The sequence below is a fragment of the Streptomyces sp. NPDC002676 genome (assembly GCF_053592455.1).
In genome coordinates, this window is sequence record NZ_JBSFVT010000022.1 from 1 (window position 1) to 14,764 (window position 14,764).

The following is a 14,764-nucleotide window of genomic DNA, read 5'->3' on the forward strand; positions in this document are numbered from 1 at the left end:
AGACCCCGGGTCCAGGAGCAGCTCGATACGCTCCCGCGCCGTCAGCTTGCCCTTGGCGTGCTGCGCCTCGGTCGCCCTCTCGCTGGGGCCCGCCACGGCCTGCGCACGAATGTTGTGCAGCTCGGCGACCCGCCCGCGCGCGTCCGTCGGCTCGCCGGTCGGCTCACCCGTCGTCTCTTCCAAAACGGTCATGTAGCGACCTTACGAAGGACACCAAGGAAAGCGAGCCGTCGACTCCGTACAGTCTCCGGCCCGTTTTCCTGGTGCCAGTGAACAGAACCACGACGGCTTGCAGCCGTTCCGACTGCTCAGAGGCCGCTGGCGTTGTGGGAAGGGCACAAAGGTTGGCACCTGAGAGCCGCCTCACATTCGTGGGTCCCACATGCCATCCCTGGAGTGACACGGAGCCTCGGACGGCGGCCTGTCGACAGTACCTCCACCGTACCGGCCCGCCAGAAATTGGCAGCGGTCAGACCGAGGCCGAGTACGGGCCACTGGTGGTCGGCGGCGCGGGCGGCGGTCTCGCCGCGGGAGGCGCCGGGCAGCAGTGCGTAGGCGTAGCCGGCGTCGGCCGGGGCTGCCGATCCGCCACTCCCACCAGTTGCCGTACGGGGTGGTGGCGGGGTGGTCGAGGCCGCGGACGATGTCGGCGAGGAGGCCGGGGTCGCCGGTGCTGCCGGTGCTGCCGGTGCCGTCCTGCGCGTACGCCTGGGTCATGGTCTACAGGCGGCCGTAGCTGTAGGTGATGCCGCGGGCAGGTCGAGGAGGTGGCCGGGCCGGAGGGAGGCGGAGGCGAGGACCATGGTGGCGCGGAAGTCCCGGGCCCGTGCACCGAGTTGGGCGAGGCGGGCGGCGTACGACTCGGCCGCGGGGTCGTACCCACGGTCGGCGTCCGTCCGGGCGCCGGACGCCAGGGCGGGGACGAGGGCGGCGGCCGGCAGCAGCGCGCGCCGGGTCATGCGCACCGGACCGGCCACCGCCCCTCCCCTTTCAGGTCTTTCCGGTTCAGCAGCCGCCGCAGTTGAAGTACGTGACGTCCCAGTGGCTGCCCTCGTCGGCGTAGATGTTGCCGGAGGCGGACTTCCACTGCGGGGCGCCGTCGCCGCGCAGGCCGATGTAGCTGAAGTAGGTCTTGATGTAGTTCCCGATGCACGTGTACTTGCTGTAGTCGAGCTTGTAGCCGTTCCAGTGGGAGTACGTGCCGCTCGCGTGGCCGGTCTCGGTGCCGCCCGTGATGTTGAGCGCGCAGCCGCTGGCCCGCTTGAGCGTCTGGGCCCCCTGTGCGGTGGCCAGGTTGAGCTGGTCGAACGACGTACAGGTGGGGTTGTTGCGGTCGGAGCAGTTGCCCGAGGACGACCAGGTGATGCCGACCGAGCTGAACATCGACTCGGCGGTGGCCTGGCTGATCTTGGTGACGGCGAAGGCGTCGGTGGCGGTGCCGACGACGGCGACGCCGGGGGCGACGACGAGGGTGAGGGCGGTCAGGACGGAGCGGGCCTTCAGAGGCTGCATGACCTTCATTGGGAACCTTCCTGCGATGGGCCGGACTTCCTACGGGGCGGCTGTGCAGGGTGGTGCAGAGAGATGGTGCCCGAGTTCTACGCGCGTTCGCCAGAGGGCATGACACGTAACTCTGCGCGACGATGAAAACACGCTCCGGATGATGTTGAAAACTGAACGGAATAGGTCTACCGTCGAAGTCGTTAGGTTCGTTGAATCTTAAACGAGAACGGAATGGAGCCTGCAATGGGTATCTTCAGCCGCAAGGACAAGGACACCGCCCCCACGACCGCCGCGGCGCCCGCCGCCGTCAGCCCCGGCCTGGCCGCGCTGACCGGGGATTACACCATCGACCCGGCGCACACCTCGATCGGTTTCGTGGCCCGCCACGCGATGGTCACCAACGTCAAGGGCAGCTTCACCGACTTCAACGGCGCCCTCCACCTGGACGGCTCGAACCCCGGCAAGTCGACCGCCAGCATCGACGTCAAGATGGAGAGCGTCGAGACCGGCAACGCCGACCGCGACGGCCACCTCAAGGGGTCCGACTTCTTCAACACCGACGAGTTCCCGACGATGACCTTCCGCTCCACCAAGGCGGAGGCCCTGGGCGGCGACGACTACCGGATCACCGGTGACCTCTCCATCCTCGGCACCACCAAGCCGATCTCCATCGACCTGGAGTTCAACGGCACGGCGAAGGACCCGTTCGGCAACGACCGCGTCGGCTTCGAGGGCAAGGCCGAGATCCTGCGCTCCGAGTGGGGCCTGACCTGGAACGCGGCCCTGGAGACAGGCGGCTTCCTCGTCTCCGACAAGATCAAGCTGGTCTTCGACATCTCGGCGATCAAGAACGCGTAAGCCTGCGGCGGCACAGCCGCCGACTTGTGCCGGGCCCAGGGCCCACCTGAGCGCGCCCGCCCCCCACCCCTCCGTAAACAGGTGGGCGGGCGCTCCGGCATGCCGTCGGGCACCGGGTTCTCACGGCCAGCAGGCCAACCTCAAGGTGACGAACGGCAAGGGCCTGGTGGGACATAGACAATTGGGGGATTTGTTCCGCCAGGAACCCGCCCCACCTGCATGCTTCCGCCCGCCCCCTGGCACAAATCCACCAATCACTGCCCCGGGAGCCATCCCAGGCCAGGACCAGCCCCAAGGCGACAAGCCACTCGCCGAGCGCCGAGCGCCCACAGGGCCAGGCCCTTCCACCCCGGCCCCTCGACCCCGGCGCCGCCACCCCGGCCGCCAGTCCGGTGTGCACCGAGGAACCGACCGCGCCCCCCCGCCAAGCCCACCCGACGCGCCCCCGACCGGCCTCGCGCCCCCTCCGCCAACGGCGCCTGAGCAACTGCCTGAGGGGCCCAACCCCGACAGGCCCCCCGCTGCTCCCCCGGCCGCCCGCTCGCTTCTCACCCGTGCTGGAGCGAGGCGAGTCAAGGGTGGCCCGAAGGGCCATCGCCGAAGGCGACGCGGGAGTGGAGCGCAGCGGAACGGGAGCGCCCTTTACTCGCCTCGCGGAAGCACGACACTGGCCAAGAAGCGGGCGGCCCCAACGATGACTTGAAACCACCGGCTGTGGTGACCCTCGTGACCGAGCGCCCGCTCTCCGTACGGGGTGGAACGGGTCCCGGAACGGGTCAGGCGGCGAAAGTGCTCACCCAGCGCCTGCGCCAGCTGGAACGGGACGGCCTGATCACTCGCACCTACCATGCCGAGATTCCGCCGGAAGAGGCCTGGGCGGAGGGCTGAGGAGGAGCCATCGCGAACTCACACCACACAAACTTGCCAGGATCCCGGTGCCCCACACCCCACTTGTCCGCAAGCGCCGCGACGAGCATCAAGCCCCGGCCGTGTTCCGACTCCGGGGCGGCATCCGGGATGCCTACCTCGCCAGGCCCGCTGTCATGTACCTCCACGCGGAGGGCGCCGTCGGTGTGCAAGGTCAGGCGGAGCAGGAAGCCCCGGCCCACGGGGACGCCGTGGAGGACGGCGTTGGTCGCCAACTCGCTTACGCAGAGCAGTACGTCGTCGCTGCGCTCGGCCATGGCCCAGTCCGTCAGCGCTTCGCAGGCGAACTCCCGTGCGAGCCGTACCGACCTGCGGTCCCGGCGGTAGAACGCCTGGCGGGTGTGGGGAGGTTGAGGTTCCTCTTTCATGAGGCCAGCGTCACCGTGCGTCACTAGAGTGGGTCAGTGAGTGAAGTCGTAGTTCTGATTACTACGACTCCACTACGAGCGGTTTCGGTGCGCGCGGGGGAAAGGAACACGCATGCACGTGGCGATGAAGCCCAAGAAGGTCGGTTCGTGGCACGCGGTCGGTGCGCTTGTGGCGCACTTCAGGAAGAAGGCCCGTCTCACGCAGGAAAAGTTCGCGGAGATGGCGAACCTCTCCGTTGACACGGTGGCGTCGATCGAGCAGGGGAGGCTGGCTCTTCAGCCCGATCGGGCCGAGCACTTTGACGAACTGCTCGACACCGGCGGGGCGTTAGCGGTGGTGGTGGCCAAGTTGCCGGTACGGGAACGGATCGTTCAGTTCGCGCAGGGGCTGGTCGATCACGAGCAAGAGGCAGTGAGCATCCTCGCCTACGAGACCCAGATGGTGCCGGGATTGCTTCAGACCCGGGAGTACTGCCTGGCCGCTTTCGACTCTCGCTACCCCGCACTGGGCAGCGAGACGGCCGAGCAGTGGGTGAACGCCCGCATGGAACGGCAGTTGATCTGGCAGCGGGACCGGCCGCCCGTAGGCCACTTCGTGTTGGAGGAGAGCATCCTGCGGCGGGAGGTCGGCGGACCGGAGGTCATGCGGGAGCAGGTCCGTCGGATCCTGGAGTACACCGCACCGATTCACATGAGCGTGCAGATCATGCCCATGGATCGCATGCCGCACGCCGGGCTCGCGGGCCCCATGACTCTGCTGGAAACTCCCGAGCACGAGCGTCTGGCTTACCTGGAGGTGCAGCGTGCCAGCTTCCTCGTCGACGACCCCGACGAGGTCAGCGATTATCACCTGAAGTATGGAATGCTGCGGTCACAGGCCCTCTCAACCGCTGAGAGCGTGCGCCTGTTGAACGGACTGCTAGGAGAGTCATGAACACCGCAGCGACACTGGCATGGTTCAAGTCCAGCTACAGCAGCAACGAAGGCGGCAACTGCCTCGAAGTCGCCACTCAACCCTCCGCCGTCCACATCCGCGACTCCAAGACCCCCGAAGGCCCCATCCTCACCGTCTCCCCCACCACCTGGAGTGAGTTCCTTGACGGCATCGCCCGCTGAAGTCGAATGGTTCCGCTTCACCTCGTACGAGAACGTGCCCGGCTGCCCCAAACCCGGCCGCATTCTTGCCGATTGACTGCATGAGCGCGGTGTCGACTACTGGCCGTTCGAAGACCAGGAGATACGGGTCGACCTCATGTGCGGGCCGCGGGACGACGGGCGCTGGCACGGGACCATCATCCTGAACATCGACGCTCGTGCACTCCGCCGGCTCGGCCTGCACCCCGACCAGCCGACCTCGGTCGACTTCAAGCCCTACCGGCGGCGCCGCCGTTGAACCGGCAGTAGCCACCACGCCGCCGCCACGGACAGCACCGCGCCGAGCGCTATCGCGGCCAGGCGTGTCGGCAGCAGGCTTGCCGCGTCCTGGCCGAAGTAGCCGAGGAGCAGGGACAGGGCGGTGGTCATACCCGCCGCCCAGTAGGCGTAGTTGAGCGGGCGGAGCCATAGCGCGACCGTCAGCACGGTCATCAGCAACGCCACCGCCGCGTGCCCGGTGATCCCGGCCTTCACCACGCCCGTGGCCAGCAGCGTGCCCGCGCACGCGCCGATGAGGCGCTCAACCCCCTTGCGCAACACGTCGGTTCGGCCACGGTTGCCGCTCGCCACGACGTACGCCGTGAGGACCAGCCAGGGCCAGTGGTCGTCGTAGAGCAGCCGGCCGAGGGCAAACGCGGCGGCCACCGCTGCCGCCATCTGGACGGCCATGCGGGTGCTCGGGCGGGGGCGGAGGCGGAGACGGGAAGTGCGGCGAGGAGGGTCCGGAGCGCGCTCCGCCGGCCAGGGGCCGTACCGGTCGGCAACCGCCTGCACCAGCCACACGCACGCGCACGCCAGCACCCCGATCAACGCCGACCAGGCCCAATTCACCAACGCGTCCTGAGCGCTGGCGGGCAGCGCCGGGCCCGGGACCACCAGCAGCGCGATCAGCGGGAGCGTCATCAGCGTGCCCGCCTTCGTCGCGGCGGGGCCGTAGCGGCGGATCCAGATGGCCGACGAGAGACCGGCCGTGAAAACGGCGGCGCCCAGCGCGTAGTGCGTGGCGATCAGGCGGCCGACAAGGGCGCACACCGCCGCCACCGTCGGCAGCAGCGCCAGCGCGGTGAGGCGTTCGCGCCGGTCCGCGTTCCGCTGGGTCCTGGCCAGGGTGACCGTGAGGACCACCGCGAGCACCACCGAGTCCGTGTGCAGCCCGGCCGCTCGCTCCAGCCACAGGGCGACCGCCCAGGCGAGCAGGACGGCAGCCATCGTCAGCCCTGCTTCGTACGCGTTGCGTATCAGTTTTTCGGGCATGCGGCCGACAGTACAAGGGATGTCGGCGCTCTAGTAGTACGTTGGCGCGTATCATCGCTGCCATGGAACACCTCACCGAAGCCGCCCGCCTCCGTCGCTCCGTCGTCCGGCTGAACCGGCGGCTGCGGCAGGAACGCGGGGACGGGAGTCTCAGTCCCAATCAGCTCGCCGTGCTCGGCCATCTGCACCGGAACGGGCCCGCGACCCCCGGCGAGATCGCCGCCGAGGAGCGGCAGAGGCCCCAGTCGCTCACGCGGGTCTTCTCGGAGCTGGAGGCGGAGGGACTGATCGTGCGGGAGCCAGGCACGGCCGACCGGCGGCAGTCCGTGCTGACACTTACCGAAGCGGGTCGTACGGCCCTGGAGCAGGACATGGCCGAGCGTGACGCCTGGCTGGCCGGAGCGCTCGCGTCCCTGGGCGTCACGGAGCGCGGGGTGCTGGAGCTGGCGGCGGGACTGCTGGATCAGCTGTCCGAGTTGCCCTCCCGGGCGGAGTGACGGTCAGAAGCCCCCGCCGAAGTCCCCGCCTCCGTCCCCTCCCCCGCCGCCGAAGTCGCCGCCGTCGCCGAAGCCGCCTCCGAAGTCCCCGGCGTCGAAGTCCGCGCCGGACATGTCGCCGCCTTCGTAGCCCCCGGCGCCGAAGTCGCCGCCGCTGAAGTCGCCGTATCCGGTGCCGTAGTCGGCCGCGTAGGACGGGGTGGCCATCATGCTGCCGAGCAGGGTGCCGACGAGCAGGCCGGGCAGTATGCCGCCGCCGAAGTAGCCGCCTGCCCAGGGGCCGTAGGCCGGGCCCGCGTCCCAGTAGGGGCGGCGGCCGTACGCGGTGTCGACCTCGCGGATGACCGGGTCGCGGCCGTCGGCCAGGCGGGTGGCGTCCGCCGCGCAGACCGGGACCTCGCGCGGGGAGCCGCCGGGCGGGATCCAGGTGGCGTCGGCGACGGAGGGGCCGTGGCGGGGGTCGAAGAAGCAGGGCGGCCGGCGGTCCGGAAGGGGGCGGCCTTCGCGGCGGGCGGCCAGCTGGGCGAGGGAGAAGCGACCGTCCTCCAGGGCCTCGGTGACCGTGCGGACGTCCTCGGGCTTTGTCGCCCCGACCATGCGCTGCTTGGCGGTCTCGTAGGCGTCCAGCGCGCGCTCGTAGTCCGCGCGCATGGCGTCGTCCGCGCCGGGCTCCGCCGGGTGGAAGTCCAGGCGGTCCAGTTCCTCGCCGAAGGCGGTGATGTCCTCGTCCACGACCACCCGCAGTCGCTCCAGCGCGGCCTGTTGTTCCTCCGCGTGGCGTCGGCGGTTGCGGCGCACCAGCGCGTAGGCGCCCGCGCTGCCGGCCACCACGACCGCGCCCAGGACGATGAGGGCCGAGCTGGGGATTCCGCCGCCGGAACCGGGGGAGCCCCAGGTCGAGGGGGCGTGGCCGCCCATGTTGACCAGGGCGCTGTTGGTGAAGTCGGTGAGCTGGGCCTTGGCGCTCTCGCCCTGGACGCTGGTGACCAGGTTCCGCACGCCCGCGTGGGAGAGCACCGAGGAGTCGGCGCGGGCGTCGAAGCGGTCGCCGAGGCGGATGCCGTACAGGCCGGTGATGCCGGTGGCCGTGCGCAGGTCGGCGAACAGGTTACGGGTCGGGTAGCCGGCGGGGAGGACGGCGATGAACAGGGGTCTGTCCGCGTCCTTGATCCGCTTCGCGAGCGCGTCGGCGTCCGCCTTCGGCAGCTGGGCGGAGGCCGCCGGGTCGACGTAGACGGGGCTCTTGCGGAGGGCCTGGGCGATCGTGGAGATGCTGGTCGCCGCGCCGGCTCGAGGCGCCGCGAACGTCGTCGCTACGACCAGCGCCAGCGCGGCCAGCAGCAGAGCGGGGAGGCTGAGGATCCGCGGAACGGCCTTCATGGTTCGAAGCTACCCGAAGCCTCCTAAATTGGGCATTCACCCTGAGGTGGTCCGATGTGGCCACCCGGGAGCCGCGGTTCTTGGCATGGACCTTCCGCGCGCTCCCCTCCCTCTGGTTCACTCATGGCTTAGCTCATGCCTTGAGTTAACCCCGTCAGCCTTGTCGACCCAAGAGGAAGGGCGACGCACCATGACGAGAACCCCCCGCACCCCCCGCAGCGTCCGGCTGTTCCTGGCCGGACTGCTCTCCGTCGCCGGCTTCACCGCCGCCGTACCCCCCGCGCACGCGGCCGGTGAGCAGGTCACGGCCTGGCTCACCACCACCGACGACTCCGCCGGCCGCCATGTCGTCCGCGGGCTGCAGGCGCAGGCGCCGTTCGCCTTCCAGTCCGGGACCGGCGGCAGCGGCGAGAACATCACCGTGGACGAGAACACCCGCTACCAGACGTTCACCGGCGGCGGCGCGTCCTTCACGGACACCGCGGCCTGGCTGATGAACAGCAGCGGAGCGCTGTCGCAGACGACCAGGGACGCGACCATGCGCAAGCTGTTCTCGCCGACGGACGGCATCGGACTGTCGTTCCTGCGCAACCCGATGGGCGCCTCGGACCTGGCCCGGTACGGGTACACGTACGACGACGTGCCCGCCGGGCAGACGGACCCGAATCTCGCGAATTTCTCCATCGCGCACGATCTCGCGGACGTCGTCCCGCTGACGAAGCAGGCGCTCCAGCTGAATCCGTCCCTGACCGTGATGGCCTCGCCGTGGACCGCTCCGGCCTGGATGAAGGACAGCGGCTCGCTCAACGGCGGCTGGCTGAAGGCAGAGGACTACGGGGCGTACGCCTCCTACTTCGTCAAGTACCTCCAGGCGTACCAGAGTCAGGGCGTCGACGTCTCCTACGTCACCCCGCAGAACGAGCCCACCTGCTGTTCCGGCTACCCCTCGATGAGCTGGAACGCGAGCGGACTGGCGTACTTCCTGAAGAACGAGCTGCTGCCCAGGCTCCAGTCGGCGGGCCTGAAGACCAAGGTCCTCGCCCACGACTGGAACTGGGACACCTACGACTCGTACGCGGCCCAGTCCGTGGACGACGCGGCGATCCGCACCCACCCCAACTTCGGCGGCATCGCCTGGCACGGCTACGGCGGTGACATCGCCGAGCAGACCACCGTGCACAACCAGTACCCCACGCTGGACGCCTTCGGCACCGAGCACTCCGGCGGCACCTGGATCGCCGACCAGCAGCGCGAGGACATGTCCAACATCATCGACTACACGCGCAACTGGGCGAAGTCGGTGACCAAGTGGTCGCTGGCCGTGGACCAGAACATGGGCCCGCACAACGGCGGCTGCGGCACCTGCACCGGGCTGGTCACCGTGCACAACGGGGACGGGGCGAGCGGGACCGTGGACTACACGGTCGAGTACTACGACATGGGCCAGCTGACCAAGTTCGTCCGCCCCGGAGCCCAGCGCATCGCGTCGACGGCCTCCACCGCCGTGCCGAACGTGGCCTGGCGCAACCCGGACGGCAGCAAGGCGCTGATCGCGTACAACGACTCCACGGCTGCCAAGACGGTCACCGTCAACTGGGGCTCACAGCACGCCACTTACTTGCTGCCCGGCAAGACCTCGGCCACCTTCACCTGGTCCGGCACCCAGTCCGGCGGCAGCGGACAGACCGGGTCCTTCGTGGGGCTCGCGGGAAAGTGCCTCGATGTGGCGGGCGCTTCGAGTGCCAACGGCACGGCCGTGCAGCTCTACGACTGCAACGGCACCGCCGCCCAGAAGTGGACGGTGCAGCCGGACGGTTCGATCCAGGCGCTGGGCAAGTGCCTGGATGTCACGTCTGGTTCGACAACCGACGGGGCGAAGGTGCAGCTCTACGACTGCAACGGGACCGGCGCCCAGCGGTGGTCCTACAACGCGGCCACCGGGGACGTCGTGAACACGGCCGCGGACAAGTGCCTGGACGTGACGGACAACTCCTCGGCGAATGGTGCGCGGGCCCAGATCTGGTCGTGTACGGGGGCGGCCAACCAGAAGTGGCACCTTCAGTAGCCGTACCAGGAGCGAAAACGGCGAGTCCGGACCATGCTGGTGGGTGTGACCACCGCAGAGGACCTCTTCATCGTCAGCAAGGACGTGCCCGGCGAGCGTCCCGTCGAGCAGGGCGACCTGTCGCTCGCGCTCGCCGGGGCCGAGCTGATCGATCTCCTGGGGGCGCGGGCCCTCAGCCTGGACGGCGAGCGCATCGTTCCCGGGCCGCCGCTCACCCTGGGTGACCGGCTTCTGGACGAGGCGGAGGCGGCGCTCGCCCGGCAGGAGCCGTACGAGACCGTCGAGGACTGGCTCTGGCGCCGGGGCCTGCGGCTGGCCTCGGCCTACGGCGACACCCTGACGGACGAGGGGCGGCCGGCCGGCTGGCCGCTCCGCCGGGCCGCCCGCCGGAACCAGGCCGACGCCGACCTGGAGGCCCGGGCCCGGCGGCACGCCGCCGACCGCTGGGACTCCCACGAGCCCGTCCTCGGGGCCCTCGCCGCCGCCGTGGGCATCCCGGAGCAGCAGCCCGACGACGAGGACCTCACCGACGACGCGACCGTCACCGTGCTCGCCGCCGTCAACAACGCCGTGACCGAACTGGAGGCCGTACGGCAGCGGCGGCGCATCGAGAACGCGGCCTTCGACAACATCTGGCGTGCGCCCTGACCAGCGGAGTTCGGGGTGATCGGCCGGTCTAGTGGATCAGCTGGCCGATCCCCAGCAGGTTCCCCTCGCTGTCCTTGAACCAGGCGCCGCGCTCGCCCCGGGCCAGCTTGCTCGGGTAGTTCCCCTCGATCTCGGCGATGCCGTCTTTCGTGCGCAAGCCGGGCGTGTCGACGTCCTGGAAGACGACGCCGCGCCGGCGGAGTTCCGCCACGACCGCCTCGATGTCGTCGACCTCCCACGCCATCTGCGTGAAGGTGCCGGGCGAGGACCCCGCCGAGAGGAACACGACGAAGTCCATGCCCCCGCACCGGTAGAGCAGCCCGCCGGGCCGCTCGTCCACCGGCTCCAGGCCGAGCTGCTCGGCGTAGAACCGGCGCGCCCGCTCCAGGTCCTGGGCGGGCAGCCGGGTCGCCACATGGGCGTGGGCCAGTCCGGCGGCGTCGTCAGCGTCCATGCCTCCACTGTGCCCGGGGCGGGGCCCGGACGGCGGGACGGGTTACTCCGCCGGTGTCACGCCCGCGCGCAGCAGGCCGTAGGTGTACGCGTCCTCCAGGGCCTGCCAGGAAGCGGCGATGACGTTCTCCGCCACGCCCACCGTGGACCACTCCCCCGTACCGTCGGAGGTGGAGATCAGCACCCGGGTCGTGGACTGGGTGCCGTGCTTGCCCTCCAGGATGCGGACCTTGTAGTCGACCAGGTCCAGCTGGGCCAGCTCCGGGTAGATCTTCTCCAGTGCGACGCGCAGGGCGCGGTCGAGGGCGTTGACCGGGCCGTTGCCCTCCGCCGTGGCGACGATCCGCTCACTCTTCGCCCACAGCTTGACCGTGGCCTCGTTGGCGTGGGTGCCATCGGGGCGGTCCTCGACGATGGCGCGCCAGGACTCGACCTCGAAGTACTTCAGCGGCTTGCCCTCGACCTCGGCGCGCAGCAGCAGTTCGAAGCTCGCGTCGGCCGCCTCGTAGGTGTAGCCCTTGAGTTCGCGCTCCTTGACGCGCTCGACCACCCGGCCGACCAGCTCGCGGTCGCCGCCCAGCTCGACGCCGAGCTCCTTGCCCTTCAGCTCGATCGACGCACGGCCCGCCATGTCGGAGACGAGCATGCGCATGGTGTTGCCGACCTGCTCGGGGTCGATGTGCTGGTACAGGTCCGGGTCGACCTTGATCGCGGAGGCGTGCAGGCCCGCCTTGTGCGCGAAGGCGGACACGCCCACGTACGGCTGGTGCGTGGACGGGGTGAGGTTGACGACCTCGGCGATGGCGTGGGAGATCCGGGTCGTCTCGCGCAGCCGGCCCTCGGGCAGCACCTGCTTGCCGTACTTCAGCTCCAGCGCGGCGACCACCGGGAACAGGTTGGCGTTGCCGACGCGTTCGCCGTAGCCGTTGGCGGTGCACTGGACGTGGGTCGCGCCCGCGTCGACGGCGGCCAGCGTGTTCGCGACCGCGCAGCCGGTGTCGTCCTGGGCGTGGATGCCGAGCCGGGCGCCGGTGTCGGCGAGGACGGTGGCGACGACCGCCTGGACCTGGGCGGGGAGCATGCCGCCGTTGGTGTCACAGAGGACGACGACGTCGGCGCCGGCCTCCGAGGCGGTCCGTACGACGGCCTTCGCGTACTCCGGATTGGCGCGGTAGCCGTCGAAGAAGTGCTCGCAGTCGACGAAGACGCGGCGGCCCTGGTCCTTCAGGTACGACACCGTGTCGCGGACCATCTCCAGGTTCTCGTCGAGCGTGGTGCGCAGCGCCAGCTCCACATGCCGGTCGTGCGACTTGGCGACCAGGGTGATCACCGGGGCGCCCGATGCCAGGAGCGCGTTGACCTGCGGGTCGTCGGCTGCCTTCGCACCCGGGCGGCGGGTCGCGCCGAAGGCGACCAGCTGGGCGTGGCGGAAGTCGATCTCCTGCTGGGCGCGGGCGAAGAACTCGGTGTCGCGGGGGTTCGCGCCGGGCCAGCCGCCCTCGATGAAGCCGACGCCGAAGTCGTCCAGGTGCCGTGCGATGGCGAGCTTGTCCGCGACGGTGAGGTTGATGCCCTCGCGCTGCGCGCCGTCGCGCAGGGTGGTGTCGAAGACGTGGAACGAGTCGTCGGGCCGCTCGCTGTGTGCCGTCTCGGTCATGGTCTCAAGGCTCCTGATTGTGGATCTTCGGTCTTACCGGAATGACCGGCTCCACCGTCCCCCCAATGGTCCCGCGCGCACCGCTTCCGGCTGCAGGTGGGCCGGAAAACGAAAAAACCCCTCGCGGGTGCGAGAGGTCTGCGCGCGGGTCGAGGACGACGGTGGCCACCCGCACCTGGTCGTACGAGGTGGTCACTGCGGACCGGCGCGCCTGCTGCCAATAATCATGGCGAACGAGAGCACGGAGGAAGTCTGACACAGCCGTGCCCCCGTCCCGGCGATTGTCTCAGGATGCGGTCGTCAGGTGTCCGGCGTGAGGAGTGCCTGCCCGAGGAATTCCCGGACGTGGGTCATCACTTGCTCCCGGTTCGTGCCGCGCAGGCCGACCGCCACGTGGATGGAGAAGCCGTCGAGGAGGGCGCGCAGCCGGGCCGCGAAGCGGTCCGGGTCGACGGCGCGGAACTCACCGCGCGAGATGCCCTCGGCGAGCAGCGCGACCAGGTCGCGGTGCCAGGCGCCCTCGATGGCGGCTTGCCGCTCGCGGGCGTCGTCGTCGGCGTTCTTCGAGCGGTTCCACACCTCCAGCCACAGGGTCCAGTGCGGGTCCCGGTGGCCGTCGGGGACGTACAGGTCGACGTACGCGTCCAGGCGCTCGCGCGCGCTGCCCGCGCGGGTGAGGAGCCGGCCGCGCTCGGCGCCCAGCCGGCCTTCGCTCCACTCCAGGGTCTGCAGCAGCAGCTCGTCCTTGGAGCGGAAGTAGTACAGCAGATGGCCACTGCTCATCCCGACCTCGCGGCCGAGCCCCGCCATGGTGAGCTTCTCCAGACCGCGCTCGGCGATCATGTCCATGGCGGCAGCGAGGACCTCCTCGCGCGGCGGCGCGTTCCTGCGCGGACGGGCCGCATCGGCCATCTGCTGCTCCCGTGTGTCAGATGCGTCAGATATGTCAGATGTGTCAGACCTTCGGCTGCTGCTGCGTGATGCAGTGGATACCGCCCCCGCCTGCGAAGATCGTACGCGCGTCCACCAGGGTCACGGTCCGCTCCGGGAACAGACGGCGGAAGATCCCGGCGGCGATCTCGTCGCGCGGGTCGTCGAAGCCGCACAGCACGACGCCGCCGTTGCAGATGTAGTGGTTGATGTAGGAGTAGTCGGCCCAGTGGCCGTCGGCCTCCAGGACGGTCGGGGCGGGGACCTCCACGACCTCCAGGGCGCGGCCCCGGGCGTCGGTCGCCGACTTCAGGATGCCGATGACCTCCTTGGTGACCTCGTGGTCGGGGTGGGCCGGGTCCGGCTGCTGGTGGGCGACTACGACGCCGGGGCGGGCGAAGGCGGCGACGATGTCGACGTGGCCGAGGGTGCCGAAGCCGTAGGGAGGGTAGTCGCCGGTCAGGCCGCGCGGCAGCCAGATCGCCTTGCTGGTGCCGAGGTGGGCGTGGATCTCGGCCTCGACCTCCTCCTTCGACCAGTGCGGGTTGCGCTCGGGGCCGAGCTGCACGGTCTCGGTGAGCAGGACGGTGCCCTCGCCGTCGACGTGGATCGCGCCGCCCTCGTTGACCAGCTTCGAGGCGTACGTCTTCGCGCCCGCGAGATCGCAGACGTACGCGGCGATCTTCGAGTCGTGCTCCCAGCGGGCCCAGTCCTGGGCTCCCCAGCCGTTGAACGTCCAGTCCACGGCGGCCAGTTCACCCTGGCCGTTGGTGAGGAAGGTGGGGCCGATGTCCCGCATCCAGGCGTCGTCCAGCTCGCGCTCGACGGTGGTGACGGCGGGGCCGAGGAGGGCCTGCGCCTCGGCCGACCGGCCGGGGCCGCACACCACCGTCACCGGCTCGAAGCGGGTGATCGCACGGGCGACAGAGGCCCAGGCGGCGCGGGAGGCGGCGAGGTCGTCGGGGTCGTCGAAGGTGGGGTTCGGGCTCGGCCACGCCATCCAGGTGCGTTCGTGCGGGGTCCATTCGGCGGGCATGCGGAAGCCGTCGGCGGCGGGGGTGTTCATACG

Annotated in this window: 14 protein-coding genes and 3 pseudogenes; 7 read left to right on the forward strand and 10 right to left on the reverse strand. The window is 70.1% G+C overall.

The window, feature by feature from the left end; translation table 11 throughout:
* The 3 genes and pseudogenes from ACWD3E_RS36275 to ACWD3E_RS36285 form a co-directional block, all read right to left on the reverse strand.
* Positions 1-192: pseudogene (locus tag ACWD3E_RS36275) on the reverse strand (methylmalonyl-CoA carboxyltransferase); the annotation flags it as partial.
* A 381-nt stretch (positions 193-573) separates the two neighbouring features.
* Positions 574-959 (reverse strand): annotated as a pseudogene (locus tag ACWD3E_RS36280) (lyase); the annotation flags it as partial.
* Between the two features lie 46 nt (positions 960-1,005).
* Positions 1,006-1,512: a hypothetical protein gene (locus ACWD3E_RS36285; RefSeq protein WP_451391768.1), complete on the reverse strand. Its 507-nt coding sequence runs from the start codon at positions 1,510-1,512 to the stop codon at positions 1,006-1,008.
* Between the two features lie 234 nt (positions 1,513-1,746).
* On the opposite strand from ACWD3E_RS36285, the gene ACWD3E_RS36290 reads away from it, so the two are divergent.
* Both ACWD3E_RS36290 and ACWD3E_RS36295 read left to right on the forward strand, forming a co-directional pair.
* On the forward strand, positions 1,747-2,361 hold the full coding sequence (locus ACWD3E_RS36290; protein WP_451391769.1) for a YceI family protein: 615 nt from the start codon (positions 1,747-1,749) through the stop codon (positions 2,359-2,361).
* A gap of 786 nt (positions 2,362-3,147) precedes the next feature.
* Positions 3,148-3,225 (forward strand): annotated as a pseudogene (locus tag ACWD3E_RS36295) (winged helix-turn-helix transcriptional regulator); the annotation flags it as partial.
* Here the strand turns inward: ACWD3E_RS36295 and ACWD3E_RS36300 are convergent.
* Positions 3,204-3,656: an ATP-binding protein gene (locus ACWD3E_RS36300; RefSeq protein ID WP_451391770.1), complete on the reverse strand. Its 453-nt coding sequence runs from the start codon at positions 3,654-3,656 to the stop codon at positions 3,204-3,206. The pseudogene ACWD3E_RS36295 and the gene ACWD3E_RS36300 overlap by 22 nt on opposite strands.
* A gap of 112 nt (positions 3,657-3,768) precedes the next feature.
* Here ACWD3E_RS36300 and ACWD3E_RS36305 point away from each other — a divergent pair, with 112 nt between their 5' ends.
* Both ACWD3E_RS36305 and ACWD3E_RS36310 read left to right on the forward strand, forming a co-directional pair.
* Positions 3,769-4,590 carry a helix-turn-helix domain-containing protein gene (locus ACWD3E_RS36305; RefSeq protein ID WP_451391771.1) on the forward strand — a complete coding sequence of 274 codons (822 nt, stop codon included), beginning with the start codon at positions 3,769-3,771 and terminating at the stop codon, positions 4,588-4,590.
* A complete protein-coding gene (locus tag ACWD3E_RS36310; protein WP_451391772.1) occupies positions 4,587-4,772 on the forward strand; it encodes a DUF397 domain-containing protein in 186 nt (61 codons plus the stop codon). Before ACWD3E_RS36305 ends, ACWD3E_RS36310 begins: the two co-directional genes overlap by 4 nt.
* Before the next feature lie 255 nt (positions 4,773-5,027).
* On the opposite strand, the gene ACWD3E_RS36315 is transcribed toward ACWD3E_RS36310, so the two are convergent.
* On the reverse strand, positions 5,028-6,065 hold the full coding sequence (locus tag ACWD3E_RS36315; RefSeq protein ID WP_451391773.1) for an FUSC family protein: 1,038 nt from the start codon (positions 6,063-6,065) through the stop codon (positions 5,028-5,030).
* A gap of 62 nt (positions 6,066-6,127) precedes the next feature.
* On the opposite strand from ACWD3E_RS36315, the gene ACWD3E_RS36320 reads away from it, so the two are divergent.
* A complete protein-coding gene (locus ACWD3E_RS36320; protein ID WP_451391774.1) occupies positions 6,128-6,562 on the forward strand; it encodes a MarR family winged helix-turn-helix transcriptional regulator in 435 nt (144 codons plus the stop codon).
* A 3-nt stretch (positions 6,563-6,565) separates the two neighbouring features.
* Here the strand turns inward: ACWD3E_RS36320 and ACWD3E_RS36325 are convergent, their stop codons facing one another.
* Entirely contained in the window at positions 6,566-7,942 is a 1,377-nt protein-coding gene (locus tag ACWD3E_RS36325; RefSeq protein WP_451391775.1) for a hypothetical protein, read from the reverse strand.
* A gap of 190 nt (positions 7,943-8,132) precedes the next feature.
* Here ACWD3E_RS36325 and ACWD3E_RS36330 point away from each other — a divergent pair, with 190 nt between their 5' ends.
* On the forward strand, positions 8,133-10,007 hold the full coding sequence (locus ACWD3E_RS36330) for a ricin-type beta-trefoil lectin domain protein (protein ID WP_451391776.1): 1,875 nt from the start codon (positions 8,133-8,135) through the stop codon (positions 10,005-10,007).
* A 45-nt stretch (positions 10,008-10,052) separates the two neighbouring features.
* On the forward strand, positions 10,053-10,655 hold the full coding sequence (locus ACWD3E_RS36335) for a GPP34 family phosphoprotein (protein WP_451391777.1): 603 nt from the start codon (positions 10,053-10,055) through the stop codon (positions 10,653-10,655).
* Between the two features lie 28 nt (positions 10,656-10,683).
* On the opposite strand, the gene ACWD3E_RS36340 is transcribed toward ACWD3E_RS36335, so the two are convergent.
* The 4 genes from ACWD3E_RS36340 to ACWD3E_RS36355 all read right to left on the reverse strand — a co-directional run bounded on the left by ACWD3E_RS36340 (position 10,684) and on the right by ACWD3E_RS36355 (position 14,761).
* Entirely contained in the window at positions 10,684-11,109 is a 426-nt protein-coding gene (locus ACWD3E_RS36340) for a VOC family protein (protein WP_451391778.1), read from the reverse strand.
* Between the two features lie 42 nt (positions 11,110-11,151).
* Positions 11,152-12,765: a citramalate synthase gene (cimA, locus tag ACWD3E_RS36345; protein WP_451391779.1), complete on the reverse strand. Its 1,614-nt coding sequence runs from the start codon at positions 12,763-12,765 to the stop codon at positions 11,152-11,154.
* A gap of 300 nt (positions 12,766-13,065) precedes the next feature.
* Positions 13,066-13,677 carry a TetR/AcrR family transcriptional regulator gene (locus ACWD3E_RS36350; RefSeq protein ID WP_451391780.1) on the reverse strand — a complete coding sequence of 204 codons (612 nt, stop codon included), beginning with the start codon at positions 13,675-13,677 and terminating at the stop codon, positions 13,066-13,068.
* 43 nt (positions 13,678-13,720) lie between these two features.
* Complete coding sequence (locus ACWD3E_RS36355) at positions 13,721-14,761, reverse strand: agmatine deiminase family protein (protein ID WP_451391781.1); 1,041 nt, start codon at positions 14,759-14,761, stop codon at positions 13,721-13,723.
* Between the last annotated feature and the right edge of the window lie 3 nt (positions 14,762-14,764).

Excerpts from the sequence above, each read along its gene's own strand:
- ACWD3E_RS36330 (WP_451391776.1), top strand. The coding sequence starts at position 8,133 with ATGACGAGAACCCCCCGCACCCCCCGCAGCGTCCGGCTGTTCCTGGCC.
- ACWD3E_RS36355 (WP_451391781.1), bottom strand. The coding sequence starts at position 14,761 with ATGAACACCCCCGCCGCCGACGGCTTCCGCATGCCCGCCGAATGGACC.
- ACWD3E_RS36290 (WP_451391769.1), top strand. The coding sequence starts at position 1,747 with ATGGGTATCTTCAGCCGCAAGGACAAGGACACCGCCCCCACGACCGCC.
- ACWD3E_RS36310 (WP_451391772.1), top strand. The coding sequence starts at position 4,587 with ATGAACACCGCAGCGACACTGGCATGGTTCAAGTCCAGCTACAGCAGC.
- ACWD3E_RS36285 (WP_451391768.1), bottom strand. The coding sequence starts at position 1,512 with ATGCAGCCTCTGAAGGCCCGCTCCGTCCTGACCGCCCTCACCCTCGTC.
- ACWD3E_RS36350 (WP_451391780.1), bottom strand. The coding sequence starts at position 13,677 with ATGGCCGATGCGGCCCGTCCGCGCAGGAACGCGCCGCCGCGCGAGGAG.
- ACWD3E_RS36320 (WP_451391774.1), top strand. The coding sequence starts at position 6,128 with ATGGAACACCTCACCGAAGCCGCCCGCCTCCGTCGCTCCGTCGTCCGG.
- ACWD3E_RS36300 (WP_451391770.1), bottom strand. The coding sequence starts at position 3,656 with ATGAAAGAGGAACCTCAACCTCCCCACACCCGCCAGGCGTTCTACCGC.
- cimA (WP_451391779.1), bottom strand. The coding sequence starts at position 12,765 with ATGACCGAGACGGCACACAGCGAGCGGCCCGACGACTCGTTCCACGTC.
- ACWD3E_RS36340 (WP_451391778.1), bottom strand. The coding sequence starts at position 11,109 with ATGGACGCTGACGACGCCGCCGGACTGGCCCACGCCCATGTGGCGACC.
- ACWD3E_RS36315 (WP_451391773.1), bottom strand. The coding sequence starts at position 6,065 with ATGCCCGAAAAACTGATACGCAACGCGTACGAAGCAGGGCTGACGATG.
- ACWD3E_RS36325 (WP_451391775.1), bottom strand. The coding sequence starts at position 7,942 with ATGAAGGCCGTTCCGCGGATCCTCAGCCTCCCCGCTCTGCTGCTGGCC.
- ACWD3E_RS36305 (WP_451391771.1), top strand. The coding sequence starts at position 3,769 with ATGCACGTGGCGATGAAGCCCAAGAAGGTCGGTTCGTGGCACGCGGTC.